The organism is Streptomyces sp. NPDC046859 (assembly GCF_040645135.1).
In the GTDB taxonomy this organism is placed as follows: Bacteria; Actinomycetota; Actinomycetes; order Streptomycetales; family Streptomycetaceae; genus Streptomyces.
Genome location: NZ_JBEYXR010000003.1, coordinates 98,406 through 124,301, shown reverse-complemented (window position 1 = coordinate 124,301; position 25,896 = coordinate 98,406). Strand labels below are relative to the sequence as shown.

The 25,896-nt window shown below is 73.0% G+C and carries 21 protein-coding genes; 10 read left to right on the top strand and 11 right to left on the bottom strand.

Annotated elements, in window-relative coordinates; translation table 11 throughout:
- Positions 1-5: 5 nt before the first annotated feature.
- Positions 6-878 carry a hypothetical protein gene (locus tag ABZ899_RS05010; protein ID WP_361340835.1) on the bottom strand — a complete coding sequence of 291 codons (873 nt, stop codon included), beginning with the start codon at positions 876-878 and terminating at the stop codon, positions 6-8.
- A 167-nt stretch (positions 879-1,045) separates the two neighbouring features.
- Between ABZ899_RS05010 and ABZ899_RS05005 the strand changes: the two genes are divergently transcribed.
- Positions 1,046-2,374 (top strand): histidine kinase, encoded by a 1,329-nt coding sequence (locus ABZ899_RS05005; protein ID WP_361340832.1) that lies wholly within the window; start codon positions 1,046-1,048, stop codon positions 2,372-2,374.
- Between the two features lie 19 nt (positions 2,375-2,393).
- Here the strand turns inward: ABZ899_RS05005 and ABZ899_RS05000 are convergent, their stop codons facing one another.
- On the bottom strand, positions 2,394-2,888 hold the full coding sequence (locus ABZ899_RS05000) for an SUKH-3 domain-containing protein (protein WP_361340829.1): 495 nt from the start codon (positions 2,886-2,888) through the stop codon (positions 2,394-2,396).
- Positions 2,889-2,976: 88 nt separating this feature from the next.
- Positions 2,977-3,492, bottom strand: coding sequence for a YwqJ-related putative deaminase (locus ABZ899_RS04995; protein ID WP_361340826.1), 516 nt, complete (start codon positions 3,490-3,492; stop codon positions 2,977-2,979).
- A 317-nt stretch (positions 3,493-3,809) separates the two neighbouring features.
- Between ABZ899_RS04995 and ABZ899_RS04990 the strand changes: the two genes are divergently transcribed.
- From ABZ899_RS04990 to ABZ899_RS04980, 3 genes are all read left to right on the top strand, one after another.
- Positions 3,810-4,835 carry an SMI1/KNR4 family protein gene (locus ABZ899_RS04990; RefSeq protein ID WP_361341547.1) on the top strand — a complete coding sequence of 342 codons (1,026 nt, stop codon included), beginning with the start codon at positions 3,810-3,812 and terminating at the stop codon, positions 4,833-4,835.
- Positions 4,836-4,843: 8 nt separating this feature from the next.
- A complete protein-coding gene (locus ABZ899_RS04985; protein ID WP_361340823.1) occupies positions 4,844-7,396 on the top strand; it encodes an SUKH-4 family immunity protein in 2,553 nt (850 codons plus the stop codon).
- A 261-nt stretch (positions 7,397-7,657) separates the two neighbouring features.
- Positions 7,658-8,545 carry a cellulose-binding protein gene (locus tag ABZ899_RS04980; RefSeq protein WP_361340820.1) on the top strand — a complete coding sequence of 296 codons (888 nt, stop codon included), beginning with the start codon at positions 7,658-7,660 and terminating at the stop codon, positions 8,543-8,545.
- A 46-nt stretch (positions 8,546-8,591) separates the two neighbouring features.
- Here ABZ899_RS04980 and ABZ899_RS04975 read toward each other — a convergent pair whose 3' ends face one another.
- The 6 genes from ABZ899_RS04975 to ABZ899_RS04950 form a co-directional block, all read right to left on the bottom strand.
- Positions 8,592-10,202, bottom strand: a complete 1,611-nt coding sequence (locus tag ABZ899_RS04975; RefSeq protein ID WP_361340817.1) for a cation acetate symporter — start codon at positions 10,200-10,202, stop codon at positions 8,592-8,594.
- Complete coding sequence (locus ABZ899_RS04970) at positions 10,199-10,660, bottom strand: DUF485 domain-containing protein (RefSeq protein ID WP_361340815.1); 462 nt, start codon at positions 10,658-10,660, stop codon at positions 10,199-10,201. The genes ABZ899_RS04975 and ABZ899_RS04970 overlap by 4 nt, the downstream gene beginning before the upstream one ends.
- Before the next feature lie 178 nt (positions 10,661-10,838).
- Positions 10,839-11,948 (bottom strand): HAMP domain-containing sensor histidine kinase, encoded by a 1,110-nt coding sequence (locus tag ABZ899_RS04965; protein ID WP_361340812.1) that lies wholly within the window; start codon positions 11,946-11,948, stop codon positions 10,839-10,841.
- Positions 11,941-12,618, bottom strand: a complete 678-nt coding sequence (locus ABZ899_RS04960; RefSeq protein WP_361340810.1) for a response regulator transcription factor — start codon at positions 12,616-12,618, stop codon at positions 11,941-11,943. Before ABZ899_RS04960 ends, ABZ899_RS04965 begins: the two co-directional genes overlap by 8 nt.
- Positions 12,619-12,627: 9 nt before the next feature.
- The gene (locus ABZ899_RS04955; protein ID WP_361340808.1) at positions 12,628-13,323 is read right to left on the bottom strand and encodes a VanZ family protein; all 696 of its coding nucleotides are present in this window, start codon (positions 13,321-13,323) and stop codon (positions 12,628-12,630) included.
- Positions 13,320-13,589 carry a DUF397 domain-containing protein gene (locus ABZ899_RS04950; RefSeq protein WP_361340806.1) on the bottom strand — a complete coding sequence of 90 codons (270 nt, stop codon included), beginning with the start codon at positions 13,587-13,589 and terminating at the stop codon, positions 13,320-13,322. The genes ABZ899_RS04955 and ABZ899_RS04950 overlap by 4 nt, the downstream gene beginning before the upstream one ends.
- A 555-nt stretch (positions 13,590-14,144) precedes the next feature.
- Between ABZ899_RS04950 and ABZ899_RS04945 the strand changes: the two genes are divergently transcribed.
- Positions 14,145-14,900 (top strand): ABC transporter ATP-binding protein, encoded by a 756-nt coding sequence (locus ABZ899_RS04945; RefSeq protein WP_361340803.1) that lies wholly within the window; start codon positions 14,145-14,147, stop codon positions 14,898-14,900.
- Positions 14,897-17,467 (top strand): FtsX-like permease family protein, encoded by a 2,571-nt coding sequence (locus ABZ899_RS04940; protein WP_361340800.1) that lies wholly within the window; start codon positions 14,897-14,899, stop codon positions 17,465-17,467. Before ABZ899_RS04945 ends, ABZ899_RS04940 begins: the two co-directional genes overlap by 4 nt.
- 73 nt (positions 17,468-17,540) lie before the next feature.
- On the opposite strand, the gene ABZ899_RS04935 is transcribed toward ABZ899_RS04940, so the two are convergent.
- Complete coding sequence (locus ABZ899_RS04935; protein ID WP_361340798.1) at positions 17,541-18,992, bottom strand: DUF2079 domain-containing protein; 1,452 nt, start codon at positions 18,990-18,992, stop codon at positions 17,541-17,543.
- A 486-nt stretch (positions 18,993-19,478) separates the two neighbouring features.
- Between ABZ899_RS04935 and mfd the strand changes: the two genes are divergently transcribed.
- On the top strand, positions 19,479-23,009 hold the full coding sequence (gene mfd / locus ABZ899_RS04930) for a transcription-repair coupling factor (RefSeq protein ID WP_361340795.1): 3,531 nt from the start codon (positions 19,479-19,481) through the stop codon (positions 23,007-23,009).
- Positions 23,010-23,112: 103 nt separating this feature from the next.
- On the opposite strand, the gene ABZ899_RS04925 is transcribed toward mfd, so the two are convergent.
- Positions 23,113-23,298, bottom strand: a complete 186-nt coding sequence (locus tag ABZ899_RS04925; RefSeq protein WP_361340792.1) for an Rv0909 family putative TA system antitoxin — start codon at positions 23,296-23,298, stop codon at positions 23,113-23,115.
- 195 nt (positions 23,299-23,493) lie between these two features.
- Between ABZ899_RS04925 and ABZ899_RS04920 the strand changes: the two genes are divergently transcribed.
- The 3 genes from ABZ899_RS04920 to ABZ899_RS04910 all read left to right on the top strand — a co-directional run bounded on the left by ABZ899_RS04920 (position 23,494) and on the right by ABZ899_RS04910 (position 25,876).
- Positions 23,494-24,264: an HNH endonuclease family protein gene (locus tag ABZ899_RS04920; protein WP_361340789.1), complete on the top strand. Its 771-nt coding sequence runs from the start codon at positions 23,494-23,496 to the stop codon at positions 24,262-24,264.
- A gap of 57 nt (positions 24,265-24,321) precedes the next feature.
- Positions 24,322-25,065 (top strand): N-acetyltransferase, encoded by a 744-nt coding sequence (locus tag ABZ899_RS04915; protein WP_361340786.1) that lies wholly within the window; start codon positions 24,322-24,324, stop codon positions 25,063-25,065.
- A 196-nt stretch (positions 25,066-25,261) separates the two neighbouring features.
- The gene (locus tag ABZ899_RS04910) at positions 25,262-25,876 is read left to right on the top strand and encodes a hypothetical protein (RefSeq protein ID WP_361340784.1); all 615 of its coding nucleotides are present in this window, start codon (positions 25,262-25,264) and stop codon (positions 25,874-25,876) included.
- Positions 25,877-25,896: the final 20 nt, after the last annotated feature.

The window sequence follows — 25,896 nt, the reverse complement described above, 5'->3', positions numbered from 1 at the left end:
CCCGGCTAATCGGACATCTCGTCGATCGGCTGGGTGGCTCCCAACACTATGCCGTACCAAGAGCCTTCGATGCGACGGTACAACTCGGCACCCCGCAGGACTTTGATCACCAGGCAACCCCGATAGGAGTCGCCCACGTTCTTGCGGACCGTCTTCGGGTTGTGCTTCTTGAGGGTCGTCTTGTGGAAGGCGGAGCGGTCGGCACCGACGAGGCCGGCCCAGTACTCCTCGGCGCCCGCGACGTCCGCGTTCTCGTGGATCAGGACGTGGAAGCGCAGACGCTCGCGCTCGACGCCGAGGAGGTCGAGCCACGCTAGGTACACCTGGATCATGCCGGGGTCGCTGTTGCAGAAGGTCACCTTCTCGCGCCGGTCGTACGGCTTGTCCTTGGTGCCCTCGGCCCAGTAGAGGCCCACGCCGACGAGGAAGAGCTCACGCGCCGACAGCGCGGCGACGGCCTGGCGAGCGGCCTCCTTGGTCCGCCGCCGCTCCTCGTCACGGATGCGCAGCTTCGCCTCCCATCCCTTCCGGGAGATCTCCCGTGCCTCCTGCGGGGTCCTCGTGCGGTCCGGTTTGGGCAGGTCCCGCACCCAGAGGGAGATCGAGCTCTTCGAGCAGCCGAGTTCGAGCTGGATCCGGTCGTAGGTCCAGCCCCGCAGTCGCAGCTCGCGGGCGCGGTCGCGGAGGTCGTCCCTGGCGTTCGGGCGCCTGGTCCACGCGGGTGGGGGCTCGCCCTTCACCAGCCGGTTGAGGAGGTCGTTGTTGAAGATCTTCAGCTCGTCGCGGATCTGCCGAAGGCTGCGGCCCTGTCGTCGCAGCGCCACGGCCTGATCCCGGAGGTCCTCGAAGTCCGTGTGCTTGCCGGATGCATGTGCCATGGGCACAGCGTCTGGGGGGAATCTGGGGTTCCGGGGGGCTGGGCGCGATGGTTCAGCAGTTCGGGGGAATCTGGGGCGTTCCGTGCCTGGGTGATCACTCACCGTGGTCGTGGACGGTCCGTGAAAGTCGACGGAAATCGGGGGGTGTGCGCCCGTAGGCTGGAGGCATGACCAGGACGGGGGAAGAGCACGCCGGGGAGTCGCCGCCGGGGGCAGGGCCGTGGTGGTGGAGCAGGGCGCGTGGTGCCGCGCTGGACGTGACGCTGGCTGTCGCGTCCGCGGTGGAGTGCGCGATCGAGGGGGTCGGCTTCGCGCGGGACGCGGGGCTGCCGGTGCCGGTCGGGGTGGTGTTCGGGGCGCTGGCGGGTTCCGTGCTGCTGCTGCGGCGCCGCTGGCCGATCGCCGTGGTGCTGGTGTCGATCGCGGTGCTGCCGGCGCAGATGGGTTTCCTGCTGAGCATTGTCGGCCTGTACACGCTGGCGGCTTCGGAGTTGCCGCGCCGGATCATCGCGTCGCTGGCGGGGATGTCGTTCGTCGGCACGCTGATCGTGACGTTCGTGTGGGTGGGCCAGGACGTGGCGCGGGGGAATCTGACGGTCGGCGACTGGGTGGTGCCGTTCGCGTCGGTGACGACGGCGATCGGGCTGACGGCGCCGTCGTTGCTGCTGGGGCTGTACGTGGGGGCCCGGCGCCGGCTGATGGAGAGCCTGCGGGAGCGGGCGGACAGTCTGGAGCGGGAGCTTCAGCTGCTCGCGGAGCGGGCGGAGGAGCGTGCCGAGTGGGCGCGCAACGAGGAGCGGACGCGGATCGCGCGCGAGATGCACGACGTGGTCGCGCATCGGGTGAGTCTGATGGTGGTGCACGCGGCGGCGTTGCAGGCGGTGGCGCGGAAGGACCCGGAGAAGGCCGTGCGCAATGCGGCGCTGGTGGGGGACATGGGCCGGCAGGCGTTGACGGAGCTGCGGGAGATGCTCGGGGTGCTGCGCAGTGGTGTGGCGTCCGGGGGTGCGTCGCGGGGTGCGGTGGTTCCGCTGGTGGCGGTGGGGGTGGCCGCGGCGGCGGCCGCGGACCGGGGGCGGGCGGGGGAGCCGGTCGCCGAGGGGCCGTGGTTGTCGGAGCTGGACGAGCTGGTGGGGCAGTCGGCGGCGGCGGGGATGGTCGTGGATCTGTCGGTGGAGGGGGAGTCGCGGGTGTACGCGCCGGAGGTGGAGCAGACGGCGTACCGGGTGGTGCAGGAGGCGTTGACGAACGTCCACAAGCACGCGGCGGGTGCGAAGACGTATGTGCGGCTGGCGCATCGGGTGTCGGAGATCGCGATGCAGGTGGAGAACGAGCCGCCGCCGGAGGCGGGGTCGGCGTCGTCGGCGCGGCTGCCGTCGGGGGGCAACGGTCTGGTGGGGATGAAGGAGCGGGTGTCGGCGCTGGGCGGGGTGTTCGTGTCGGGCCCGACGGACGCGGGGGGTTTCCGGGTGTCGGCGGTGATCCCGGCGGTCTGACCCGGGTCGCCGGACCGGGTCAGGGGGCGGTGAGGCGGGCGGGTTCGAGGCCGGTGACGAGGCCGGCGAGGGCCTGGTCGATGTCGCTTCCGAGGTACCAGTCGCCGGTGTGGTCGAGGGCGTAGACGCGGCCTTCGGTGTCGATGGCGAGGAGGGAGTCGGTGTCGGTCTCGGTGCCGAGGGGGCTGACGTCGGTGTCGAGGGCGCGGCCGAGGTCGCCGAGGGTGCGGGCCAGGTGGAGGCCGTGCAGGGGGTCGAGGTGGAGGGCGGCGGGGGCGATCTGGCGTCCGGGGCCGCCGGGGGTGATGTGGAGGCCGCCGAATTCGGCCCAGGCTTCGACGGCGGCGGGGAAGACGGTGTGCCGGTGGCCCGCGGGTGAGGTGTGGTCGCGCAGGGTGTCGGCCCAGATCTCGGCTTGTTTGATGTCCCAGCGTCCGGGTTGCCAGCCGGCGGCGCGCAGGGCGGCGTCGACGGGTACGGGGAAGCGGGTGGTCGAGGTGCGGTCGGTGTGCATCGGCTCTTCGTTCGTCGAGTGTGCCGGGGCCGGGTGGGGGGTGGGTGTCCGGGCGCGCGCGGCGGTGTGCGGTCGTGCGGGTGGGGGGTCAGTCGGCGGGCGGGGTGGGGTCGACGATGCGGACGCCGAAGTGGGCGCTGAGGGCGGTGCAGGCGCGGCAGGGGGTGACGAAGCTGCCGTGCAGGGGGTCGCCATCCTCGCGGATGCGGCGGGTGGTGAGTTTGGCTTGTCTGAGTGCTTTGCGGGCTTCGCCGTTGGTCATGGGTTTGCGGGCGGCGCGTTTGCTGCGGGCGGTGTCGGCGGCGGTGATGTGCCGTGAGATGAGGATGGTCTCGGCGCAGCGTCCGGTGAAGCGGTCGCGTTCGGCGCTGGTGAGGGTGTCGAGGAAGTCCTGGACGAGGTGGTGCAGGGCGGGGGGCTGGTCGCCGCGGGCGGCGGTGCCGGTGAGGGTGGCGCCGCGGACGGAGAGGGCGGCGGCGACGGTGGGGAGTATGCCGTCGCGGCGGTGGAGGAGGGCGGGCGTGTGCGGGGTGCCGTCGGCACTCCAGCCGACGCGGGGGTCGCCTGACCTGCCTGAGTGCGGGTCGGTCTGTGTCGCGTTCATCGTCATCATCCCCTCCTGAGCATCCCCCGTGCATGCCCTCGGACGTCACAGAGTGCCAAATGCCGTGGCGGGTGCGGAAGCTGGGGCGATGCGACACGCCCGTGTCGGGGCGTGCTGTCACGGTGGGGTGACGCCTTGTCACGGTGGTGGTGGGGGGTGTCACCTGTGCCGGTGACCGTTGTCGTCGTACCGCATAGGCTGTCGCCACCGCTTTCCATGCGGTGACGCGTGGACGCAGACGAGTCAGTCGATTCGGGGCGTTGTGACCGTGTGTGGTCATGGCGGGCCGGGTCAGAACGCCGCAGGGGGCTACCGCCATGACGACAGGTCGGCTCGGGCTGGGGGATCCTCCCGGCCGCCAGGCCGGGGGGCACGCCGCGCCGCCGAACGCGGCCTACGCCGGGCAGGTCGTGCATTTTCCGGATCCGGTGCGGGCGGCCCGGCACCCGAGAGGGGTGCGGGTGGACGAGCGGGGTTATCCCGATTTCTCGCCGTACGCGCGTGCGGCGGCGGAGATCGCGGAGCCGCCGGAGGGTTTCGGCGTCGACGAGTTGCGGCTGACGGACTACGTGTCGGCGAACGCGGCGCTGGCGGCGTCGGGGCACGCGTTGTGGGACACGGTGCCGGCGGTGGCGACGCCGCACGGCTGGACGTGGCATCACGTGGCGGGGTCGCGGCGGCTGGAGTTGGTTCCGGTCGAGGTGAAGGCCCTGTTGCGGCATCACGGCGGCATCGCGACGTCGGGTGTGGACCAGATGAAGCGTGGGACGCGGCCGTTGCAGGAGACGCGTCCGGCGCACTTCCGGCTGCCGAAGTCGGGTGTGGCGGTGACGGAGGCGCAGGCGCAGGGGGTCGAGGAGGATCTCGGGTACCGGTTGCCGGGTGCGTACCGTTCGTTCCTGAAGGCGGCGGGCGGGTGTGCCCCGGTGGGGACGGCGCTGGACGCGGAGTTGGGGCTGCTGATCGACCAGCCGTTCTTCACGGTGCGGGACGAGGCGGCGGTCAACGACCTGGTCTATGCGAACAAGTGCCTGCGGGACCATCTCACCAAGGACTATCTGTGTGTGGGGTTCGTGCAGGGCGGGCTGCTGGCCGTGAAGGTGAGGGGCGAGCGGCTGGGTTCGGTGTGGTTCTCGGCGTACGACGACGCGCGGGACGTGGATCCGTCGTGGTCGGTGGCCGAGCGGGTGGAGCGGCTGCTGCTGCCGTGCGGTGAGGACTTCGACGTGTTCCTGTCCCGGCTGGCGGGTTCTCCGCCGGAGTTGGAGACGGTGGCGAATCTGATGGTGGACGGTGGGTTCGCGCGTGCGGTGCCTGTCGAGGCCGCGGCTGCGGGGGAGTGAGCTTCGCGATGGTGACGTTCGCGCAGGCGCAGGAGCGCGCCGAGGAGTGGATCAACGGCGATGTGCCGTCGTACCAGCATCGTGAGGTGCGGGTCCGGGAGTTCGGGCTGGGCTTCGTGGTGTGGGGTGAGGACCGTGCGGACGGGCCGCGGTCGGACGGCGGTGCGCAGCGGCTGGTGATCGCCCGGGACAGCGGGGAGGCCACGTTGTGGCCGTCGCTGCCGGTGGGTGAGGTGATCCGCCGTTATGAGGAGGAGTACGGCCGGGACGACGCGGTCGCGGAGCCGGCGCCGGCGCCCGCGGCGCGGGTGGATCTGAACCAGACGTCGTTCCTGCTGACGCCGCCGGAGTGGTTGCAGGAGGCGGCGGACCGGATGGGTGTGCCGGATCGCCGGCCGCCGGCGGACGAGGAGCCGCGGGACGCGGTGCCGGTGGCGGACGAGCCGCGGGACGCGGTGCCCGAGGGGGCGACTCCGTGGGCCGGTACGGACACCAACGCCGACGCGGGCGAGGACCGTTCGGTGCCGCTGCCGGAGACGGTGTTCGCGCCGCCGCTGAGCGGTGACGACACCGCGGCGCCGCCGGACGCCGAGACGGCGCTGATGGCGGCGGGCAGTGGGCTGCCGCGCACGGCGATCGAGCCGGCGGACGGTGCGGACGCGTCGGGTGCGCCGTCGTACGGGTATCCGCAGGGTGCGGGTGCGCCCCCGCCTCCGCCGGCGCCGCCGTCGTACGGGTATCCGCAGCCGCCGGGTGTGCCGGGGCAGCCGGTGCCGGGCGCGGGCGACATCGCGGACGCGGCGACGAGCAAGGCGCCGCCGCGCGGGCCGGGTGGCGCGACGCCGCCTCCGCCGCCGGGCGCTCCGGGTGCTCCGGCCGGCGGGTATGTGCCGACGCAACTGGTGTCGTCGCTCGGTTCCGACGGGCCGGCGGGTGCGTCCGGGCCGGGGGTTCCGCCGCCGCCGGGTGCGCCCGGCGCCGGTGTGCCGAGTGCTCCCGGGGCTCCGGGTGCTCCGGGCGTGCCCGCTCCGCCCGGTGCTCCGGGTGCCCCTGGTGTGCCGAGTCCGCCGGGTGCGCCGGGTGCGCCCGGTGTCCCGGGCGGTACGCCCCCGGGTGGGGTGCACCATGCCGCCACGGTGCTGGCCGGTCCCGGTCAGGGGGGCGGCCCGCCGCAGCCTCCGGCGCCGCCCGGCGCCCCGGGTGCCCCGGGCATGCCCGGCGCCCCGAAGCCTCCGGGTGCTCCCGGCGCTCCGCAGCCTCCCGGTGCCCCGGCGGGTGACCCCGGTGCCGTGCACCACGCGGAGACCGTGCTGTCCGCCCCGCCCGTCGCGGGTCCCGGTGTGCCTCCGCCACCGCCCGCCCCGGGTGTTCCCGGCACCCCGCCCGCGCCCCCAGGCGTCCCCGGTGTGCCGGTCGGGCACCCCGGGCCGGTCGGTCCCGTGGGGCCGGTCGGACCCGTGGGGCCGGTCGGTCCTCCCGGTCCCGGTGTGCCGCCGGGCGTCCCTCAGCCGCCCATGCCCCCCGGTGCCATGGCGCCGTCCCCGGGGCAGCCGCCGGCGTACGGCTATCCGCAGCAGCCGGTGGGGCAGCCGACCGTCGGACCCGGCTACCAGGCGGTCCTGCGGTACCGCGCGCAGGACGGTTCGGAGCAGCAGCTGATCCGGCGTTCGGCGCCGGGCACGCCGCACCCGGAGTGGCAGATCTTCCACGAGCTGCGCGCCATGAACGTGCCGCCGGGCCAGGTGCTGGAGCTGCACACCGAGCTGGAGTCGTGCGAGCTGCCGGGCGCGTACTGCGCGCGGATGATCCGGGAGCAGTGGCCGCAGGCGCGGATCACGTCGATCGCGCGGTACGGCACGGACCACGCGAGCCGGCAGCAGGGCATGGGTCAGCTGCTGGCGCACCAGGGCGAGTTGCACCAGGTGGCGGACGGCCCGGCGCGGCCGGCGCCGGTGCGGGCCCCGCTGCCGCAGGTGCAGCCGGTGCCGCCGATCCCTCCGGAGGGGGTGGCGCAGGAGCTCGCCGGGGCGTTCGGGCCGGGGATCTTCCGGTTCGAGCAGGCGGCGGTGTCCCGGCAGGGTGTGCCGCCGATCGTGGCGCACAGCCTGGTCGTGGGCGGTCTGCCGCTGGACATGGGTCCGTTCTTCTGGGCGCAGGCCCAGCCGGGCCGGCCGGTGCCGACGCTGGCGGAGCTGGCGCAGGAGCGCGGGGTGCAGCCGGCGCCGGACGCGGGGTCGTACCTGGTGATGGGCAGCGACTTCGGAAAGGCCCTGTGTGTGCAGTACGGGACGGCGCACATCGTGGCGGTGCCGGTGGAGGCCGGGCCGGGCGGTGCGCCCGTGCAGCCGCAGTTCGTGAACACGGGGCTGCCCGAGTTCCAGCGCTGCCTGGCGTTGCTGGGCCGGATGTGGCGGCTGCGGTTCGGGCTGAACCAGGAGCAGGCGGGCCGCTGGACCGTCGACTTCCAGGCGCAGCTGGCCGCGCTGGACCCGGCGGCGCTGGCTTCGCCGGAGAGCTGGTGGTCGGTGCTGCTGGAACAGATGTGGGACGGACTGCTCTGACCTCGTACGGACGTTCGTCCGGTCGTGGAGTGTGTGACGTGATGTCACCCGGCTGCCGTTGAGGGCGGCGGGGTGCGGTGAGGGGCCGATCCCGGTGGTGAGACCGGGATCGGCCCCTTTCGTGTGCGCTGTTCGCCCTTCCCCGCGCCCGCGGCCCGCGCCCGTACGCGGAGTGTCGCGTTATGGCCACTTACGCCTGATACTTCAAGATGTGCGCTAAATCATCATTTTCCTGTCCGTTCGGAGGAGAGGGGTTACGCGATGAGTGGCGCACTGGTCCCGCTGTACGACTTCGTGGTCGTACGAGGGCGCGGCTACCGTCCCGACCAGGTCGACGCGTTCGTCGACGCCCTCTCCCGCGACCGTGACGCCGCCTGGGAGCGGGCCGCCCGGCTCACCGTGCTCGCCCGGGAGATGGAGGCGGAGGCGGAGCAGCTGAAGGAGGAGGTGGCGCGGCTCGGCCCGCAGACGTACGAGACCCTCGGCGAGCGGGCGCGGCGGATCTTCGAGCTGGTCGAGCAGGAGGCCGCGGCCGTGCGGGGGGAGGCGCGGCGGGAGGCGCAACGCCTGATGGACGAGGCGCAGGCGTGGGCGGACGAGGTGCGCGAGGCCGCGCGGACGCACGCCGACGCGGTGACCGCCGAGGCGGAGGAGTTCGCGGAGGGGCGGCTGCTCGCGGCCCGGACCGAGGCGGACGAGATCCGGGTGACGGCCCGCCGCGAGGTGCGGGAGGAACGCAAGGAGGCGCTGGGCGCGTTGCGGGAGGCACGGCAGCGCACCGTGGGGACGCTGGCCGAGCAGGCGGAGCGGCGCGACACGGTGTGGGTGCGGGTCGAGCGGGAGGCCGAGGAGCGGCTGGCCGCGCACGAGGCGGCGGAGCGGGAGCGGCAGGCGCGCGCGGAGGCGGCGCTGGCCGAGGCGACGGAGGTGTTCGCGGACGCCGAGGCGTCGGCGCGCCGCCTGCAGGAGGAGGCGCGGGCCCACGCCGAGGAGCTGGTCGCGGCGGCCCGGCGGCGGGCCGAGGAGATCGCGCTGGAGACGGAGCGCGTGCTGCGTGAGCACAGCGACACCTGGGACGAGGTGCGGGCCCACATCGGGCAGATGCGCAACAGCCTGACGGCGCTGACCGGGCAGGCGGCGCTGGAGTGAGGGCCCGCCGCCGGCGTACCGGCGGCGGGCCCTCGGCCGTGCGCGGTCAGTTGCCCCGGCGGACGGCTCCCGCGAGGATCCACCCTTCGACGGCCTCGTACTCCCGTCGCTGGGCGTCGGAGGCGCCGCGGCCCGACAGGACCGTCCCGAGGTAGCCCAGGGCGAACCCGGCGGGGATCGACACCAGACCCGGTGTGGTGAACGGGAACCAGTTGAAGTCGGCCTCGGGGAACGCCGCTATGGGGGAGCCGGAGACCAGGTTGGTGCCCGGCATCAGCAGCAGGACGACGACGGTGCCGCCGATCAGGGTCCACAGCAGTCCGGTGCGGGTGTACCGGCGCCAGAAGAGGCTGTAGACGAGCGCGGGAGCGATGGCGGAGGCGCCCAGGGTGAACGACAGCGTCACCAGGGGCTGCAGGCTGCGGTGCTGGGCCAGCGTCGCCAGCAGGATCGCCGGGACGCCGACGGCCAGGGCCGACAGCCGGGCCACGGTCATCTCCTGGCGGGTGCTCAGCCGCCGTGCCCGGGTGGCGACCACGTCGTGCGCCAGGGAGTTGGCGCAGGCGAGGATCATGCCGGCCACCGAGGCGAGCACCGTCAGGAAGATGGCGGTGGTGACCGTCGTGAACAGCAGGGTCTCCGCGTACGAGACGTCGATGCCGAACACGGCCCGGGAGCCCAGCAGGAACGCGGTGTTGCCCTGCGGGTCGGCCCCGGCGATGACCTCGCGGCCGATCAGCGCGGTCGCGCCGAACCCGACCACCGTGATCACCAGCACGAACAGGGCGACGCTGGACACCGCCCAGGACATCGACCGGCGGACCTGACGGGCTCCGGTCGCGGTGTACATGCGCATGGTGATGTGCGGCAGGACGCCGCCGCCGAGGACGACGGCGAGCTGCGTGGTGATCATGTCGAGGCGCGGGTACGGGCTGCCCGCGAACTGCAGTCCGGAGTTCAGGAACGCGTCGCCGACGCCGCTCTGCGCGGCGCCCGCGTCGAAGAGCGCGCCCAGGTCCCAGTCGAAGCGGTGCAGGATGAGCAGGGCGACGATGGACCCCGAGCCGAGCAGCATGACGAGCTTGAGGATCTGGATGAGGGCGGTGCCCTTCATGCCGCCGATCGCCGCATAGCTGATCATCAGCACGCCCAGGCCGATGATGCAGCCGGTCTTCATGGAGTCGCTGGAGAAGCCGAGGATGAACGCGAGCAGCTGGCCGGTCCCGGCGAGCTGCACCAGCATCAGCGGCAGCAGCGCGGCCAGGGTCACCGTGCACGCGGCGATCCGTACGGCCCGGCCGGGCATCCGGCGGGCGAGGGCGTCGCCCATGGTGAACCGGCCCGCGTTGCGCAGCGGTTCGGCCAGCAGGAACATCAGCAGCATCAGCGACAGGGCCGTGCTCAGGGCGAGCACGATGCCGTCGTAGCCGCACAGCGCGACCACGCCGGTGGTGCCGAGGACGGTGGCGGCGCTGATGTAGTCGCCGCCGATCGCGAGGCCGTTGCGCAGCGGCGACAGGGAGCTGTAGCCGGTGTAGAACTCGTCGAGGTCGTCCCGGTCGGGGCCGGTCATCACGCACAGCAGCAGCGTGATGGTGGCCACCGCGCAGAAGGCGACCAGGGACATCGCCTGGGCGTCTCCGCCGAAGTCGGTCATCGTCCGGTTCCCCTCTGCCCGGCGGCGTCCCGCTTGGCGTCGATCTCGGCCTGCCGTCGGATGCGGTCGGCGACCGGGTCGAGGTAGCGGCGGGCGGTGTGCTCGTACAGGACGATCGCCAGCCAGGTGACCGGCAGTTGGAGCAGGGCGAGGAGCAGTCCGGCGGGCAGGCCGGCGGCGACCTCGTCGCCCATGAAGCCGGGCGCGAAGGCGGACAGGATCAGGAACAGCAGGAAGTAGCCCAGGGCGGTGAGAGTCGCCACCCGGCGCTGGAGGCGGTAGGCGGTGCGCAGCACCCGCAGGTCGCTGTGCTGCCCGAGCGGCGGGTGGTCGGGGGCGCGGTGGCGGGGCGGCTCGGGGGGTTCGGGCGGGAAGCTCTCCTGCCACGGGTAGGTGGCGTAGGACGGTGGCGGCGCGTGGGACGCGTGGGGTGGGTATGGCTCATACGGGGAGGACATCCCGGTACTCCTTGCGTGGCTCGGGTCCGGTGCGGCGGACCGCAGGGAGGTGGGGGGCGGGCGAGCCACGCACGTTACTTCGGAGTACCGGTGAGCGCGAGGGTTTCGACAAACTGATCGGTCGGTATATGGGATCGCTATCAAGCCGTGTCTGACCAGCGGTGTTACCGGCGTTAACTCATACTTTTCGCGCCGCTTGTCCGGCAGGTGTCCGCCCGGCGCCCGGCAGACGCACCGTGACCAGCAGGCCGCCGCCGTGACGGGGCGCCAGATCGAGGGTCCCGCCGTGCGCGCGGACGACGCTGTGCACGATGGCCAGGCCCAGACCGGCGCCCGCGTGCCCGTCGGTGCGGACGCGCTCGGTGCCGCGCCGGAACGGCTCGGTCAGCGTCGGCACGACGCCGGGCGGCACCGGCGGGCCGGTGTTCTCCACCCGCAGCTCGCCCAGGTCCCCCCGCGTCCCGGTCCGCACGGTGACGGTGCCGCCGTCGGGAAGGTTGTGGACGACCGCGTTCTGGACGAGGTTCGTCACCATCCGCAGCAGCAGTTCCGCCGAGCCGGCGACCGGGGCGGCCCCGCCCGAGACGTCCAGCGTGATCCCGCGCTCCTCGGCCCGGGGCAGCAGCACCTCTGCGGCCTCCTCGGCGAGCAAGGACAGGTCGACCGTCTCCCGGGCGAAGTCGCCCCGGTCGCTGCGGCCGAGCAGCAGCAGGGCCTCCGTCAGGTCGATCGCTCGGGCGTTGACGGCCTGGAGGCGGGCGAACACCTCGTCGTGGTCGCCGTCCGGGTCCCGGCGGGCGACGTCGAGCAGGGCCTGCGAGATGGCCAGCGGGGTGCGCAGCTCGTGGGAGGCGTTCGCGGCGAACCGCTGCTGCTCGGCCACGTGCGACTCCAGCCGTTCCAGCATGCCGTCGAAGGCGTCCGCCAGTTCACGGAACTCGTCCCGGCGGCCCTCCATGCGGATGCGGTGCGCCAGCGATCCGCTCCCCGCCGTCCGGGCGGCGGCCGTGATCCGGGTGAGCGGCGCCAGCATCCGCCCGGCGAGGATCCACCCGCCGCCGAGGCCGGCCACCAGCAGCACCCCCATCGTGACGGCCGCCGCGCGCCCGAAGATCCGCGACAGCAGGTACCGGTTGGGGGAGACCCCCAGCAGGCCCTGCGAGTTGTCCGGCACATAGCGCAGCAGGAACACCCACACCACGGCCAGCAGCACCGCCCCGGTGACGAGGACGACACCGGCATAGCTGAGCGTGAGCTTCAGCCGGGTGCTCGGGCCGGCCCTAGGCACGGGCGTCGCCGCCGGTGTCGATGCGGTAGCCGACGCCCGGAACGGTCGCGATGACCCACGGCTCGCCCAGCCGTTTGCGCAATGCGGAGACGGTGATGCGGACGGCGTTGGTGAACGGGTCGGCGTTCTCGTCCCAGGCCCGCTCCAGCAGTTCCTCCGCGCCGACCACGCCGCCCTCGGCGCAGACCAGCACCTCCAGCACCGCGAACTGCTTGCGGGTCAGCGCCACATGGCGTCCGTCGCGGAACACCTCCCGGCGGAACGGGTCCAGGCGCAGACCCGCGATCTCCCGCACCGGGGGCCGGGCGTGCGCGCGCCTGCGGTCCAGCGCCCGTAGCCGCAGGACGAGTTCCCGCAGGTCGAACGGCTTGGTGAGGTAGTCGTCGGCGCCCAGCTCGAACCCGGACGCCTTGTCGTCGATCCGGTCGGCAGCGGTCAGCATGAGGATCGGGACGCCGCTGCCGGACGCCACGATGTGCCGGGCCACCTCGTCGCCGGACGGGCCGGGGATGTCACGGTCCAGGACGGCGATGTCGTAGGAGTGGACGCTCAGCATCTCCAGGGCCGTGTCGCCGTCACCGGCGATGTCGGCGGCGATCGCCTCCAGCCGCAGGCCGTCCCGGACGGCCTCGGCCAGATAGGGCTCGTCCTCCACGATCAGTACGCGCATGTCCGCAGCCTAGGCAGCGGTGCGTACCGCCGGCGTATGCGAGGACGGCCGCACCGGGACGCGCCACCAGCGGCGCGACGCCAGCGCGGCGAGCGCGGCACCGGCGGCGTTCACCAGGACGTCGTCCACCGACGACACGCGGTCCAGGCGCAGCACGTACTGCGCCGTCTCGACCACGACCGAACAGGCCGCCCCGAGCGCCAGCGCACGCGGCACGGACGCCAGCGCCGCGCACCGCATCGGTGCGAAGAAGCCGAGGGCCGCGAAGACGAGCAGATTGCCGGTGATCCCGAGCGGGCCCATCGTGACCAGGTCGCGCAGCGGTACGAGGCTGACCCGGCCGGGGACCCGGCCCGCCGCCGCGCCGGGCATGAGGACCAGCCAGACGAACGGCACCGTGCCGTGCACCATGCCGACCTCGGCCAGCGACAGCCGCCATGCCGCCGGGACCCCGCGGGAGCGCCGCCACCACGCCAGCGCCCCCGCCACCAGGACGGCCGACGGAACGGTGAGCAGGGTCATCAGCACCACGCCGTTGAACGTGTCGAAGCAGCCGTGCCACCGCCCGGCCACGCAGGTCGGCGCGGCCATCGTCAGCGGCCGCCGCAGGAGGAACAGGACGGCCGCCACGCCGAGCACGGCCGTCCCGGCGGGGACGAGCGCGCGGGACGGCTTCCGAGGGGATGGGGACGGGGTGTGGGTCATGCCTCCATGACAGAGGCGGGGCTGTTGCGGCGGTGTACGCGGTTTTCGATACGCCCGCGATACACGTTGCCGACGAACGCGGTCCAGGCGGACGCGGAGAAGACGAGGGCCGGACCGGTGGGGAGTTTGCTGTCACGGACGGGGACGGAGGGGTGTGCCGTGTCGGCGACTTCGAGGCAGTTGCCGCCGCTCTCGCCGCTGTAGCTCGACCTGCGCCGGCCGGTCAGTGCCGATGCGTCAGGGATGCTGGTCTCGATCCGCTTCATGCCGGTAATCCTCCGCGACCGACCTGAGCAACGCCAGGGATGCGCGGTGGGATAGTGCGTCCCCCAGCGCCGGGGCAGGACACCGCGACGACCGAATGTGTTCCCCGTGCATCCGTCCGTCCGGGGACGGCTCCGCACTTGACCCTCACGCGGCGGCAGGGTGGAGGCTGCATGGGCCGAAGGGCGCAGCGACCCTGATGCGGCGTCCACCCCAGGGGGGAGAGCCCCTAGGGGTACCTCCGTACCAGGTCTCGGGGAGGGTTGGTACCGGCGGAGGACGAGACGGCGGGGGCCGCGTCCTTAACCTGGCTTTACGCCGCCGGGGGGTGGCTGACCGAACCGGTGGGGGTGGGGTTTACCCCCGCAGAAGACGGGGCCGGGCACCAGCGCGCCGGACCCCCTCCCGACCCGAGACTGACGCCATAACGAGATGGCGTGACGCGCCTGCTGAACCGACTTAGGAGACATACCGTGACATCGGCTGTGACCATTCCCGGGCACGGGGGCGATTCTGAAGGTGCGCCGCGCAGCGCCTCGTTGAGGGGTGGTGACCGGGTGACGGGAGGGAGTACGGCCGTTGCCGCGCGGGCGCGGCAGGTCGTGAAGGCGTACGGGTCGGGGGAGACCCGCGTCGTCGCCCTCGACCACGTGGACGTGGACATCGCCCGCGGGCAGTTCACCGCGATCATGGGCCCCTCGGGGTCCGGCAAGTCCACCCTGATGCACTGCCTCGCCGGGCTCGACACCGTCACCAGCGGGCAGATCTACCTCGACGAGACCGAGATCACCGGCCTGAAGGACAAGAAGCTCACCCGGCTGCGGCGCGACCGCATCGGGTTCATCTTCCAGGCGTTCAACCTGCTGCCCACGCTGAACGCCCTGGAGAACATCACGCTGCCGATGGACATCGCCGGCCGCAAGCCGGACAAGGCGTGGCTCGGGCGGGTCGTGGACACCGTGGGCCTGTCCGAGCGGCTCAAGCACCGGCCCACCCAGCTCTCCGGCGGCCAGCAGCAGCGCGTCGCGGTCGCCCGCGCCCTCGCCGCCCGCCCGGAGATCATCTTCGGTGACGAGCCCACCGGCAACCTGGACTCCCGCGCCGGTGCCGAGGTGCTGGGCTTCCTGCGCCGTTCCGTGGACGAGCTCGGGCAGACCATCGTGATGGTCACCCACGACCCGGTCGCCGCGTCCTACGCGGACCGGGTGCTGTACCTCGCCGACGGACGCATCGTCGACGAGATGCACAAGCCGACGGCGGAAGCGGTCCTGGACCGCATGAAGGACTTCGACGCCCGGGGGCGCACGTCATGACCGTCGTGAAGACCTCGCTGCGCAACTTCTTCGCGCACAAGGGCCGGATGACGCTGTCCGCGGTGGCGGTGCTGCTGTCCGTGGCGTTCGTGTGCGGCACGCTCGTGTTCACCGACACGATGAACACCACCTTCGACAAGCTCTTCGCGGTCACCGCCTCCGACGTCAGCGTCAGCCCCAAGGACGCCGAGGACGAGGACGACGGCGCCGGCACGGGCCGGCCCGCCTCACTGCCGGCGTCGGTCGTCGAGCAGGTCGCGTCGGTCGACGGCGTCAAGAAGGCGGAGGGCGCGGTCACCTCGCTGAACGTGACCGTCGTCGACGCCGACAACAAGAACATGGGGTCGTCCACCGGGGCGCCCACCATCGCCGGCAACTGGACCGAGAACGACCTGCGGTCCATGGAGATCACCTCCGGGCACGCCCCGCGCGGGCCCACCGAGGTCATGGTCGACGCCGACACCGCCGACAAGCACGACCTGAAGCTCGGTGACGAACTGCGCACCATCGCCGCCACCGGCGACATCCGCGCGAAGATCGTCGGCATCGCCTCCTGGAAGGTGACCAACCCGGGCGCGGCCGTCGTCTACTTCGACACCGCGACCAGCCAGCGCGCCCTGCTCGGCGCCACCGGCCGGTTCACCCAGGTCTCCGTCACCGCCGCGGACGGCGTGAGCGACACCCGGCTCAAGCGGAACGTGGCACAGGCCCTGGACGGCTCGTACAAGATCCAGACGGCCAAGGAGAACGCCGACGAGAACCGCAAGGACGTCGGCGAGTTCATGGACATCATCAAGTACGCCATGCTCGGCTTCGCCGGGATCGCGTTCCTGGTCGGCATCTTCCTGATCATCAACACCTTCTCGATGCTGGTCGCCCAGCGGACCCGCGAGATCGGCCTGATGCGGGCCATCGGCTCCTCGCGCCGCCAGGTCAACCGGTCGGTGCTGGTCGAGGCGCTGCTGCTCGGCTTCGTCGGGTCCGTCCTCGGCGTCGGCGCGGGCGTCGGGATCGCCGTCGGCCTGATGAAGCTGATGTCGATGGCCGGCATGAGCCTGTCCACCGACGACCTCACCGTGCGGACGACGACCCCCGTGGTCGGCCTGATCCTCGGTGTCGTGGTGACCGTGCTGGCCGCCTACCTGCCGGCCCGCCGCGCCGGGAAGGTCTCCCCGATGGCCGCCCTGCGCGACGCCGGCACCCCCGCCGACGGCAAGGCCGGCCGGGTGCGGGGCCTGGTCGGAGTGGTGCTCACCGGCGCGGGCGCGGTCGCCCTGTACGCGGCGGCCACCGCCGACAAGGCGAGCGACGGCGCGCTGATGCTGGGCGGCGGTGTGGTGCTGTCCCTGATCGGCTTCGTCGTCATCGGCCCGCTCCTCGCGGGCGGTGTGGTCCGGGTGATCAGCGCGGTGCTGCTGCGGGCGTTCGGGCCCGTGGGCCGCATGGCCGAGCGCAACGCCCTGCGCAACCCGCGCCGCACCGGCGCCACCGGTGCCGCCCTGATGATCGGCCTCGCCCTGGTGGCGTGCCTGTCGGTGGTCGGCTCCTCGATGGTCGCCTCGGCGACGAGCGAGCTCGACAAGTCGGTCGGCGCGGACTTCATCGTGATGAGCCAGCAGCAGCCGATCGTGCCGCAGGCCGAGAAGGCCATGGAGCGCACGCCCGGCCTCGCCCACGTCACCCACTACAAGAGCGTCGACGCCACCCTGACCTCGCCGGACGGCAGGACCGACGACACCGGGGTCACGGCCGCCGACCCGACGTACGCCGAGGACCTGCGCCGTACGACCACGGAGGGCACCCTGTCCGCCGCCTACGGCAAGGACGCCATGTCGGTCGGCAGCGACTACGCGAAGAAGCACGGCGTGCACGTCGGCGACACGATCACCGTCGCCTTCAAGGGCGGTGAGACGGCCGAGCTGAAGGTCGCCGCCATCACCGACGACGACACCGCCATCGACCAGGGCGCCCGGTACCTGAGCATCGACACGCTCCGGACGTACCTGCCCGCGGACCGGATCCCGCAGGACGTGATCATGTTCGCCAAGGCGGAGGACGGCAAGCAGGACGCCGCCTACGCGGCCCTGAAGAAGGCGCTCGACCCGTACCCGCAGTACCAGGTCCGTGACCAGACCGACTACAAGGAGGAGCTGAAGGACCAGGTCGGCCAGCTCCTGAACATGGTCTACGGCCTGCTGGCCCTGGCGATCATCGTGGCGGTCCTCGGTGTGGTGAACACCCTGGCCCTGTCGGTGGTCGAGCGGACCCGGGAGATCGGCCTGCTGCGCGCCGTCGGCCTGTCCCGCCGGCAGCTGCGCCGCATGATCCGCCTGGAGTCCGTGGTGATCGCCCTCTTCGGCGCCCTGCTGGGCCTCGGACTGGGCATGGGCTGGGGCGCGACCGCCCAGCGGCTGCTGGCCCTGGAGGGCCTGGGCGTCCTCGACATCCCGTGGCCGACGATCGCCGGGGTCTTCATCGGATCGGCCTTCGTGGGCCTGTTCGCCGCCCTCGTGCCGGCGTTCCGGGCGGGCCGGATGAACGTGCTCAACGCGATCGCGACCGAGTAGCCACCGCACACGGGGGTTGCGGAGGACCGGCCCGGCCCGGAGGGGACGACCCTCCGGGCCGGGCCGCCGCTCATCACCCGCCCTGCCGCTCCAGCAGGACGACCCCGTAGGCCGTGCCCTGGACGGTGTAGCGGGCGCCCGGGTGCAGGGTGCGGGCGTAGCCCTCGACGTCGCGGTAGCGCTTGCGGGAGTTGTCCAGGGCGATGTAGTCCGGCTCGACGCCCTGGGTGTTGCTGACCCAGAACACCCGGCAGCGGGCGGTGAGGCGGCTGATCGGGGCGATGTTCGCCTCCACGGAGGCGCCGTCCGGCACCTCGGCGAGCAGGCGCTCGATCGCGGTGACCCGCTCCGGCTTGCGGTAGATCTCGGTCTCGGTCACGGCGGCCAGCGGCAGCGAGGTCGTCAGCGCCAGGGCGGCACCCGCGACGGCGGCCGGCAGGTGCCGGGCGTACGACCGCAGCCATGGGCGGGGGCTGTGCCCGGCGGTGCGCAGGGCGTCGACGAGCGCGAGGGCGACGACCGGCATCAGGACGGCGCTGTAGTGCCAGTCCGTCCCCCAGTACTGCGGGTAGGAGGAGACGAACCGCCACCCGACGGTGGGCAGCGCCACGAGCAGCAGCGGGGAGCGCAGGGCGAGCAGGCCGGTCGTCGGTATGAGGATCCAGCCGAGGGTGCGCAGCTTGGTGTCCAGGCCGTCCAGCGGCCCCCCGCCGCCCGATTCGCCCACCTTGTTCCAGTAGTCGTAGGAGCCCGCCGTGTTGAACGCCGGTATCAGCACGAGCAGGGTGACGGCGACGGCCACGGCCCCGAACACGGCGACCCCGGCCGCGTACCGGGCCGCGCGCGGGGAGGTGCCGCGCGCCCGCCAGGCGACGACCACGGCGAGCGCGCTCAGCGTGCACCCCAGGTCCTCCTTCACGAGGACCAGCGGCAGCGCCCACAGCAGGGCGGCCCGCCAGCGCCGGGCCAGGACCGCCTCCAGCGCGAAGGCGAGCAGCGGCACGGCGAAGCAGATCTCGTGGAAGTCGAAGTCGACGGCCTGCTGGACGCCCCAGGACAGCCCGTAGGAGACGCCGACCGCCAGCCCGCGCCCCCGGCCCAGCAGCCGGGCGGCGGCCCGGGCGACCGGGACGGCGGACAGCGCGAACAGCGCGGCCTGGGCGACGAGCAGGGTGACGGAGGACGGGAACAGCCGGTAGAGCGGCGCGAGCAGCACGGTCACCGGGCTGAAGTGGTCGCCCAGGATGTTGAACCCCGGGCCCTTGAGATCGGCCACCGGCGCCTGGAGGTGCGCGTAGGAGCGCACGACCTGCTCGAAGATGCCGAGGTCCCACGAGCGCTGTCCCAGATGGCGGTACCGGCCCACGGAGACGACGGCGTACCCGGCGAACAGCACGACGGCCAGCACCCAGGGGTCCCACCGCCCCGCCCCGGCCGGCGACGACTCGCCGGCACGCGGAGCGGTCCCCGGTATCGCAGGGTCCGGGGAGGCGTCCGGTGTCGCGGAGGCGGCTCGGGTGGGCATGGGGGGACTTTACGTGGACGGGCGCGGGAGACCGGGGGCCGCCCCCGGGGGCGGCCGGGACCGCCGGCGCGGGGCCGCGCCCGCCCGGGGCGGGGGCTCGGAGCGCCGGGCCCGTGCGTGGCCCTCCGGGCTCCCGCCCGTTCCCCGGGCCGCGCGACCGGTGCCGGGGGCGTCCCGTCCACGGGTCCGGCGCCCGGCCGGGCGGGCCCGCGGGGGTCCGCGGCGCCCTGTGAGCCGTGCGCACGGCCTGTCCCGGCCCCCGCGCCTTCGCCGGGGCCGGGGCAGGAGAGGACCCGGGGCCCCGTGGGCCGGGCGGGGGCGCGGGGCGTCCGGCGCCGCCGCGTGTCACGGGAGCCGCACGGAGTGGCCGGCGTCATCCACAGGCCCCGGCGTCCGCCCCTGCGGCGACGTACGCTGGAACCCCCGGCCCGTCCCCCGTGTCGGGCCCTTCGTGTTGCCCATCCCTTTGGACGGAAAGCCCTCTCCATGAGTCTGCACGGTCTGCTCGACGCCCTAGTCAAGGACGCCGCCCTGGCGGAAGCGGTCGCGGCGGCCGCGGACGGCAACCGCATGCACGTCGACCTGGTCGGCCCCCCGGCGGCCCGCCCCTTCGCGATCGCGGCGCTCGCCCGCGAGACCGGCCGCACCGTCCTCGCCGTCACGGCGACCGGCCGGGAGGCCGAGGACCTGGCGGCGGCGCTGCGCTCCCTGCTGCCCGAGCAGGGCGTCGTGGAGTACCCGTCCTGGGAGACCCTGCCGCACGAGCGCCTCAGCCCCCGCAGCGACACCGTGGGACGCCGCCTGGCCGTGCTGCGCCGGCTCGCCCACCCCCGGCCCGACGACCCGGAGACCGGACCGGTGTCCGTGGTGGTGGCGCCCGTGCGCTCCGTCCTCCAGCCGCAGGTCAAGGGCCTCGGCGACCTGGAGCCGGTCGCCCTGCGCAGCGGGGAGACCGCCGATCTGAACGCCGTGGTGGACGCCCTCGCGGCCGCCGCGTACTCGCGCGTGGAGCTCGTCGAGAAGCGCGGCGAGTTCGCCGTCCGCGGCGGCATCCTCGACGTCTTCCCGCCCACCGAGGAACACCCCCTGCGCATCGAGTTCTGGGGCGACGACGTCGAGGAGATCCGCTACTTCAAGGTCGCCGACCAGCGCTCCCTGGAGGTCGCCGAGCACGGCCTGTGGGCGCCGCCCTGCCGGGAGCTGCTGCTCACCGACGAGGTGCGCGAGCGGGCGCGGGTGCTCGCCGAGGAACACCCCGAGCTCGGTGAACTGCTCGGCAAGATCGCCGAGGGCATCGCCGTCGAGGGCATGGAGTCTCTGGCGCCGGTCCTGGTCGACGACATGGAGCTGCTGCTCGACGTCCTGCCCAAGGGCGCGATGGCCGTCGTCGCCGACCCGGAGCGGGTCCGCACCCGCGCGGCCGACCTGGTGGCGACCTCGCAGGAGTTCCTGCAGGCGTCCTGGGCCGCCACCGCGGGCGGCGGCGAGGCCCCCATCGACGTCGGCGCGGCCTCCCTGTGGTCCATCGCGGACGTCCGGGACCGGGCGCGCGAGCTGGACATGATGTGGTGGTCGGTGTCGCCGTTCGCCGCCGACGACGAGCTCGACGCGGACACCCTCAAGCTGGGCATGCGCGCCCCCGAGTCCTACCGGGGCGACACCGCGAAGGCGCTCGCCGACACCAAGGGCTGGCTCGCCGACGGCTGGCGCACGGTCTTCGTCACCGAGGGCCACGGCCCGGCTGCCCGCACCGTCGAGGTGCTCGGCGGCGAGGGCGTCCCGGCCCGGCTGACCGTCGACCTGGAGGAGATCTCCCCGTCGGTCGTGCATGTCGCCTGCGGCTGCATCGACTACGGCTTCATGGACCCCGCGCTCCGCCTGGCCGTCCTCACCGAGACCGACCTGACCGGGCAGAAGGCGGCCGGCAGGGACGGCGCCCGTCTGCCGGCCCGCCGCCGCAAGACCATCGACCCGCTCACCCTGGAGGCGGGCGACTACATCGTCCACGAGCAGCACGGCGTCGGCCGCTACATCGAGATGGTGCAGCGCACCGTGCAGGGCGCCACCCGCGAGTACCTGGTCGTGGAGTACGCCCCGGCCAAGCGCGGCCAGCCCGGCGACCGGCTGTACATCCCCACCGACCAGCTGGAGCAGATCACCAAGTACGTCGGCGGCGAGGCGCCCACCCTGCACCGGCTCGGCGGCGCCGACTGGACCAAGACCAAGGCGCGCGCCAAGAAGGCCGTCAAGGAGATCGCCGCCGACCTGATCAAGCTCTACAGCGCGCGCATGGCCGCGCCGGGGCACGCCTTCGGCGGCGACACCCCCTGGCAGCGCGAGCTGGAGGACGCCTTCCCGTACGCCGAGACCCCGGACCAGCTGACGACCATCGCCGAGGTCAAGGAGGACATGGAGAAGTCGATCCCGATGGACCGCCTGATCTGCGGCGACGTCGGCTACGGCAAGACGGAGATCGCGGTGCGCGCCGCCTTCAAGGCCGTCCAGGACGGCAAGCAGGTGGCCGTGCTCGTGCCGACGACCCTGCTCGTGCAGCAGCACTACGGGACGTTCTCCGAGCGCTACTCGCAGTTCCCGGTGAACGTGCGCGCGCTGTCCCGCTTCCAGACCGACGCCGAGGCGAAGGCGGTCCTGGAGGGGCTGCGCGACGGCTCCGTCGACGTCGTCATCGGCACCCACCGGCTGTTCTCCTCCGAGACCAAGTTCAAGGACCTGGGCCTGGTCGTCGTCGACGAGGAGCAGCGCTTCGGCGTGGAGCACAAGGAGCAGCTGAAGAAGCTGCGCGCGAACGTCGACGTCCTGACGATGTCCGCGACCCCGATCCCGAGGACCCTGGAGATGGCGGTCACCGGCATCCGCGAGATGTCCACGATCACCACCCCGCCGGAGGAGCGGCACCCGGTCCTCACCTTCGTCGGGCCGTACGAGGAGAAGCAGATCGGCGCGGCGATCCGCCGCGAGCTGCTGCGCGAGGGCCAGGTCTTCTACATCCACAACCGCGTCGAGTCGATCGACCGGGCGGCCGCCCGGCTGCGCGAGATCGTCCCCGAGGCCCGGATCGCGACGGCCCACGGCCAGATGTCGGAGCAGGCGCTGGAGCAGGTCGTCGTCGACTTCTGGGAGAAGAAGTTCGACGTGCTGGTCTCGACGACGATCGTCGAGTCGGGCATCGACATCTCCAACGCCAACACCCTGATCGTGGAGCGCGGCGACAACTTCGGTCTCTCGCAGCTGCACCAGCTGCGCGGCCGCGTCGGCCGGGGCCGCGAGCGCGGCTACGCCTACTTCCTGTACCCGCCGGAGAAGCCGCTCACGGAGACCGCGCACGAGCGGCTCGCCACCATCGCCCAGCACACCGAGATGGGCGCGGGCATGTACGTGGCCATGAAGGACCTGGAGATCCGCGGCGCCGGCAATCTGCTGGGCGGCGAGCAGTCCGGTCACATCGCGGGCGTCGGCTTCGACCTGTACGTCCGCATGGTCGGCGAGGCGGTGGCCGACTACCGCGCCTCGGTGGAGGGCGGCGTGGAGGAGGAGCCGCCGCTGGAGGTCAGGATCGAGCTCCCGGTCGACGCGCACGTCCCGCACGACTACGCCCCGGGCGAGGGGCTGCGCCTGCAGGCCTACCGCGCCATCGCCTCCGCCAACACGGAGGAGGACGTCAAGGCCGTCCGCGAGGAACTCGTCGACCGCTACGGCAAGTTGCCCGAACCCGTGGAGAACCTGCTGCTGGTGGCCGGGCTGCGGATGCTGGCCCGGGCGTGCGGCGTCGGCGAGGTCGTGCTGCAGGGCAGCAACATCCGGTTCGCGCCGGTGGAGTTGCGCGAGTCGCAGGAGCTGCGGCTCAAGCGCCTGTATCCGGGCACCGTCATCAAGCCGTCGAACCACCAGGTGCTGGTGCCGCGTCCGAAGACCGCGAAGGTGGGCGGGAAGCCGCTGGTCGGCCGGGAGTTGCTGGGCTGGGTCGGGGAGTTCCTGACCTCGGTCCTGGGGTCCTGACCCACGGAGGGGACCCGGCCTCCGGCCGGGAACAGCCCGAAGCCGTCCGCGGGGCCTCTGTCCGCGCGGGCGGCCTCTCTCGGGCTGGGCGTGGTCTACGGCCTCACGGCTGGTCGGGCTTGTCACGCTCCATGCCGGCCTGGCGCTCGATCCGCTGCTGAGCGTCGTCGACGCGGCTGCCGTACTTGTCGCCCGTCCTCTCGTTGACCTTTCGCTCCGCGGCGTCGGACATGTCCCTGGCCTTGTCCTGCGCGTGGCGGTTGCTCTTGAACCTGTCGAAGATGCCCATCCAGAGCTCCTTCCCGAGTGACTCATGACCGACGATACGCCCGACTTGCGTGCTATGCGCACTTGGGCCGGTTTCTGGTCTGGACCTGCTGGTTGCCCCCGTGCGCCGGGCGGCTACCGTGTGCGCGACCGGGTACCGGGGAAGACACAGTCCGAGCCACGGGGCATCGGGGCAGGCCAGGGGAGGGACGGCACCGTGAGGCGTCTGAGGGGTGGGGCGGCGGCCGCCGCGGCCGTGCTCGGCACGGCACTGCTGCTGGGAGGCTGCGAGAACGTCGAACTGCCCGCACCGGACGGGGCGACCGGCGCCGGTCCGGCGGCGGGCTCCGGACACGCGGCGAGCCCGCTGGACAACCCCGACGGCACCGAGCCGGGCCTCGCGCCCCTCACCTCGGACGCCGACCGGGCCGAGGCGCGCGCCCTCATCGAGAAGGTCGCCACGAAGGGCCGCGGCCCGAAGACCGGTTACGACCGGGACGCGTTCGGCTACGCCTGGATGGACTCGGCGCCCGGCGGCGTCCCGTTCTCCCGCAACGGCTGCGACACCCGCAACGACCTGCTCAAGCGCGACGGCCAGGACGTCCGCTTCCGCTCCGGCTCGAACTGCGTGGTGACCTCGATGACGCTGGACGACCCGTACACGGGCCGGACCATCGGGTGGACCAAGTCCCGCGCCACCACCGTGCAGATCGACCACGTCATGCCGCTGTCCTACGACTGGCAGATGGGCGCCTCGCGCTGGCCCAAGGGCAAACGGCAGGACATCGCCAACGACCCGCTGAACCTGCTCCCGGTCGACGGCCCCACCAACAGTTCCAAGGGCGACTCCGGCCCCGCGGCCTGGCTGCCCCCCAGCAAGGCGATCCGCTGCTCCTACGCGGTCCGCTTCGCCCAGGTCTCCCTCAAGTACGAACTGCCGGTCACCAAGGCCGACAAGGAGATGATGCTGCGGCAGTGCGGCGGCTGAGACCGCCCCGCGGAAAAGGACTTTGCTCCCCCCACCGGCCGCCCTACCGTGACCGGCATGGAGACGAAGGTGTGGAGTCTGGCCGAGCGGCCCGAGCGGGCCGGCGCGGTGCTGGGCATGGCGGACAGCTGGCCGGAGGTCGTCCTGCACGACCTCGTGGGGAACAGCCACTACGGCCGTATCCCCGCCGAACTCCCCGAGTACGTGCTGTTCGCCGAGGACGAGCGGGGCGAGGTCGTCGCCCACGCCTTCAGCGTGCCGTTCGCGCTGAACGCCGAGGGCCGCGGCACCCTGCCCGCCCGCGGCTGGGACCAGGTGCTGGCCTGGGCCTTCGCCGACCTGCGGTCCGGCACCCGGCCCGACACGGTCAGCGCCATCTCCGTCGTCGTCGCCCCGCACGCCCAGGGCGGCGGCCTGTCCGCCCGGATGCTCGGCGCGATGCGCGGCAACGCCCGCGCGCACGGCTTCACCGAGGTCGTCGCGCCAGTCCGGCCCAGCGCGAAGCACCTCGAACCGGCCACCCCCATCGAGGAGTACGCCCACCGCGTACGCCCCGACGGGCTGCCGTACGACCCGTGGATGCGGGTCCACGTCCGTGCCGGAGCCACCGTCGACTCCGTCGCCCCCGCCTCCATGACCGTCGTCGGCTCGCTGGAGATGTGGCGCGGCTGGACCGGGCTGCCCTTCGACACCGCGGGGGACGTCGAGGTGCCCGGGGCGCTGGTGCCGGTGCGCTGCGAGCCCGAGAGGGACCTGGCGGTGTACGTCGAACCCAACGTGTGGATGCGCCACCCGCTCTGACGGCGGCGCCCGGAAGCCCGGCCTCCGCCGCCTGCGGCGTCGTACCAGGTGATCGGCACGGCAACGATCCGGTACAACCGGTGACCGGACGTCGGTGTCGACCTATACGCTCGAAGCGGCCGTCGCGCGACCGAGGTTGCCCCGAGCGTGCAGGACCGGCCGGGTCCGTCCACCTCGTCAGGCATCAGGAGCACTCATGCAAGGCCACGGCTACCGACAGCCGGTGAAGCGGCCGCCGTCCACCGGGACGCTGGTCTTCCTGCGCGTGCTGTTCGTCGTGGTCTCCCTCGTGAGCTTCGGCCTGCTGACCTGGGCGATGATGCTGCGCCTGGCCATAGTGACCCGCCGGGCGGCCGACTGGTGGCTGTTCGGGGCGTCGATCCTGGTGCCCTACTTCGGGCTCTACCTGATCGGCTCCGAGCCCGGCGACGAGATCCACACCACCGGCGGCTGGCTGGGCCTCGTCCTGCTGCTGGGCGGCATCGTCGCCGCGATCGCGTACTACCTCGCCGCCGACATCCGCCACTTCCACCAGGCGCACCTCACCGCCGGATACGCCCCGCGGCAGCACCCCGGCCCGGCGTACGGCTACCCGCCGCCTCCGTCGCCGTACACCGCGACGACCGTGCCGTCGACCCCGGCCCCCACCTCGATGCCGCCGGCCCCCGGCGACTCCACGCCCGTGCCGCCGCCCCCGCAGCGCCCCGCGCCCGCCCGCATCGACCAGGTGCGCGCCGAACTCGACGAGCTCAGCGACTATCTGCGCCGCCAGGACGGCCGGCCCGACGGCAGCCGTGAGGGCGGGCTGTGACCGCGACGGCGGGAGGCGTC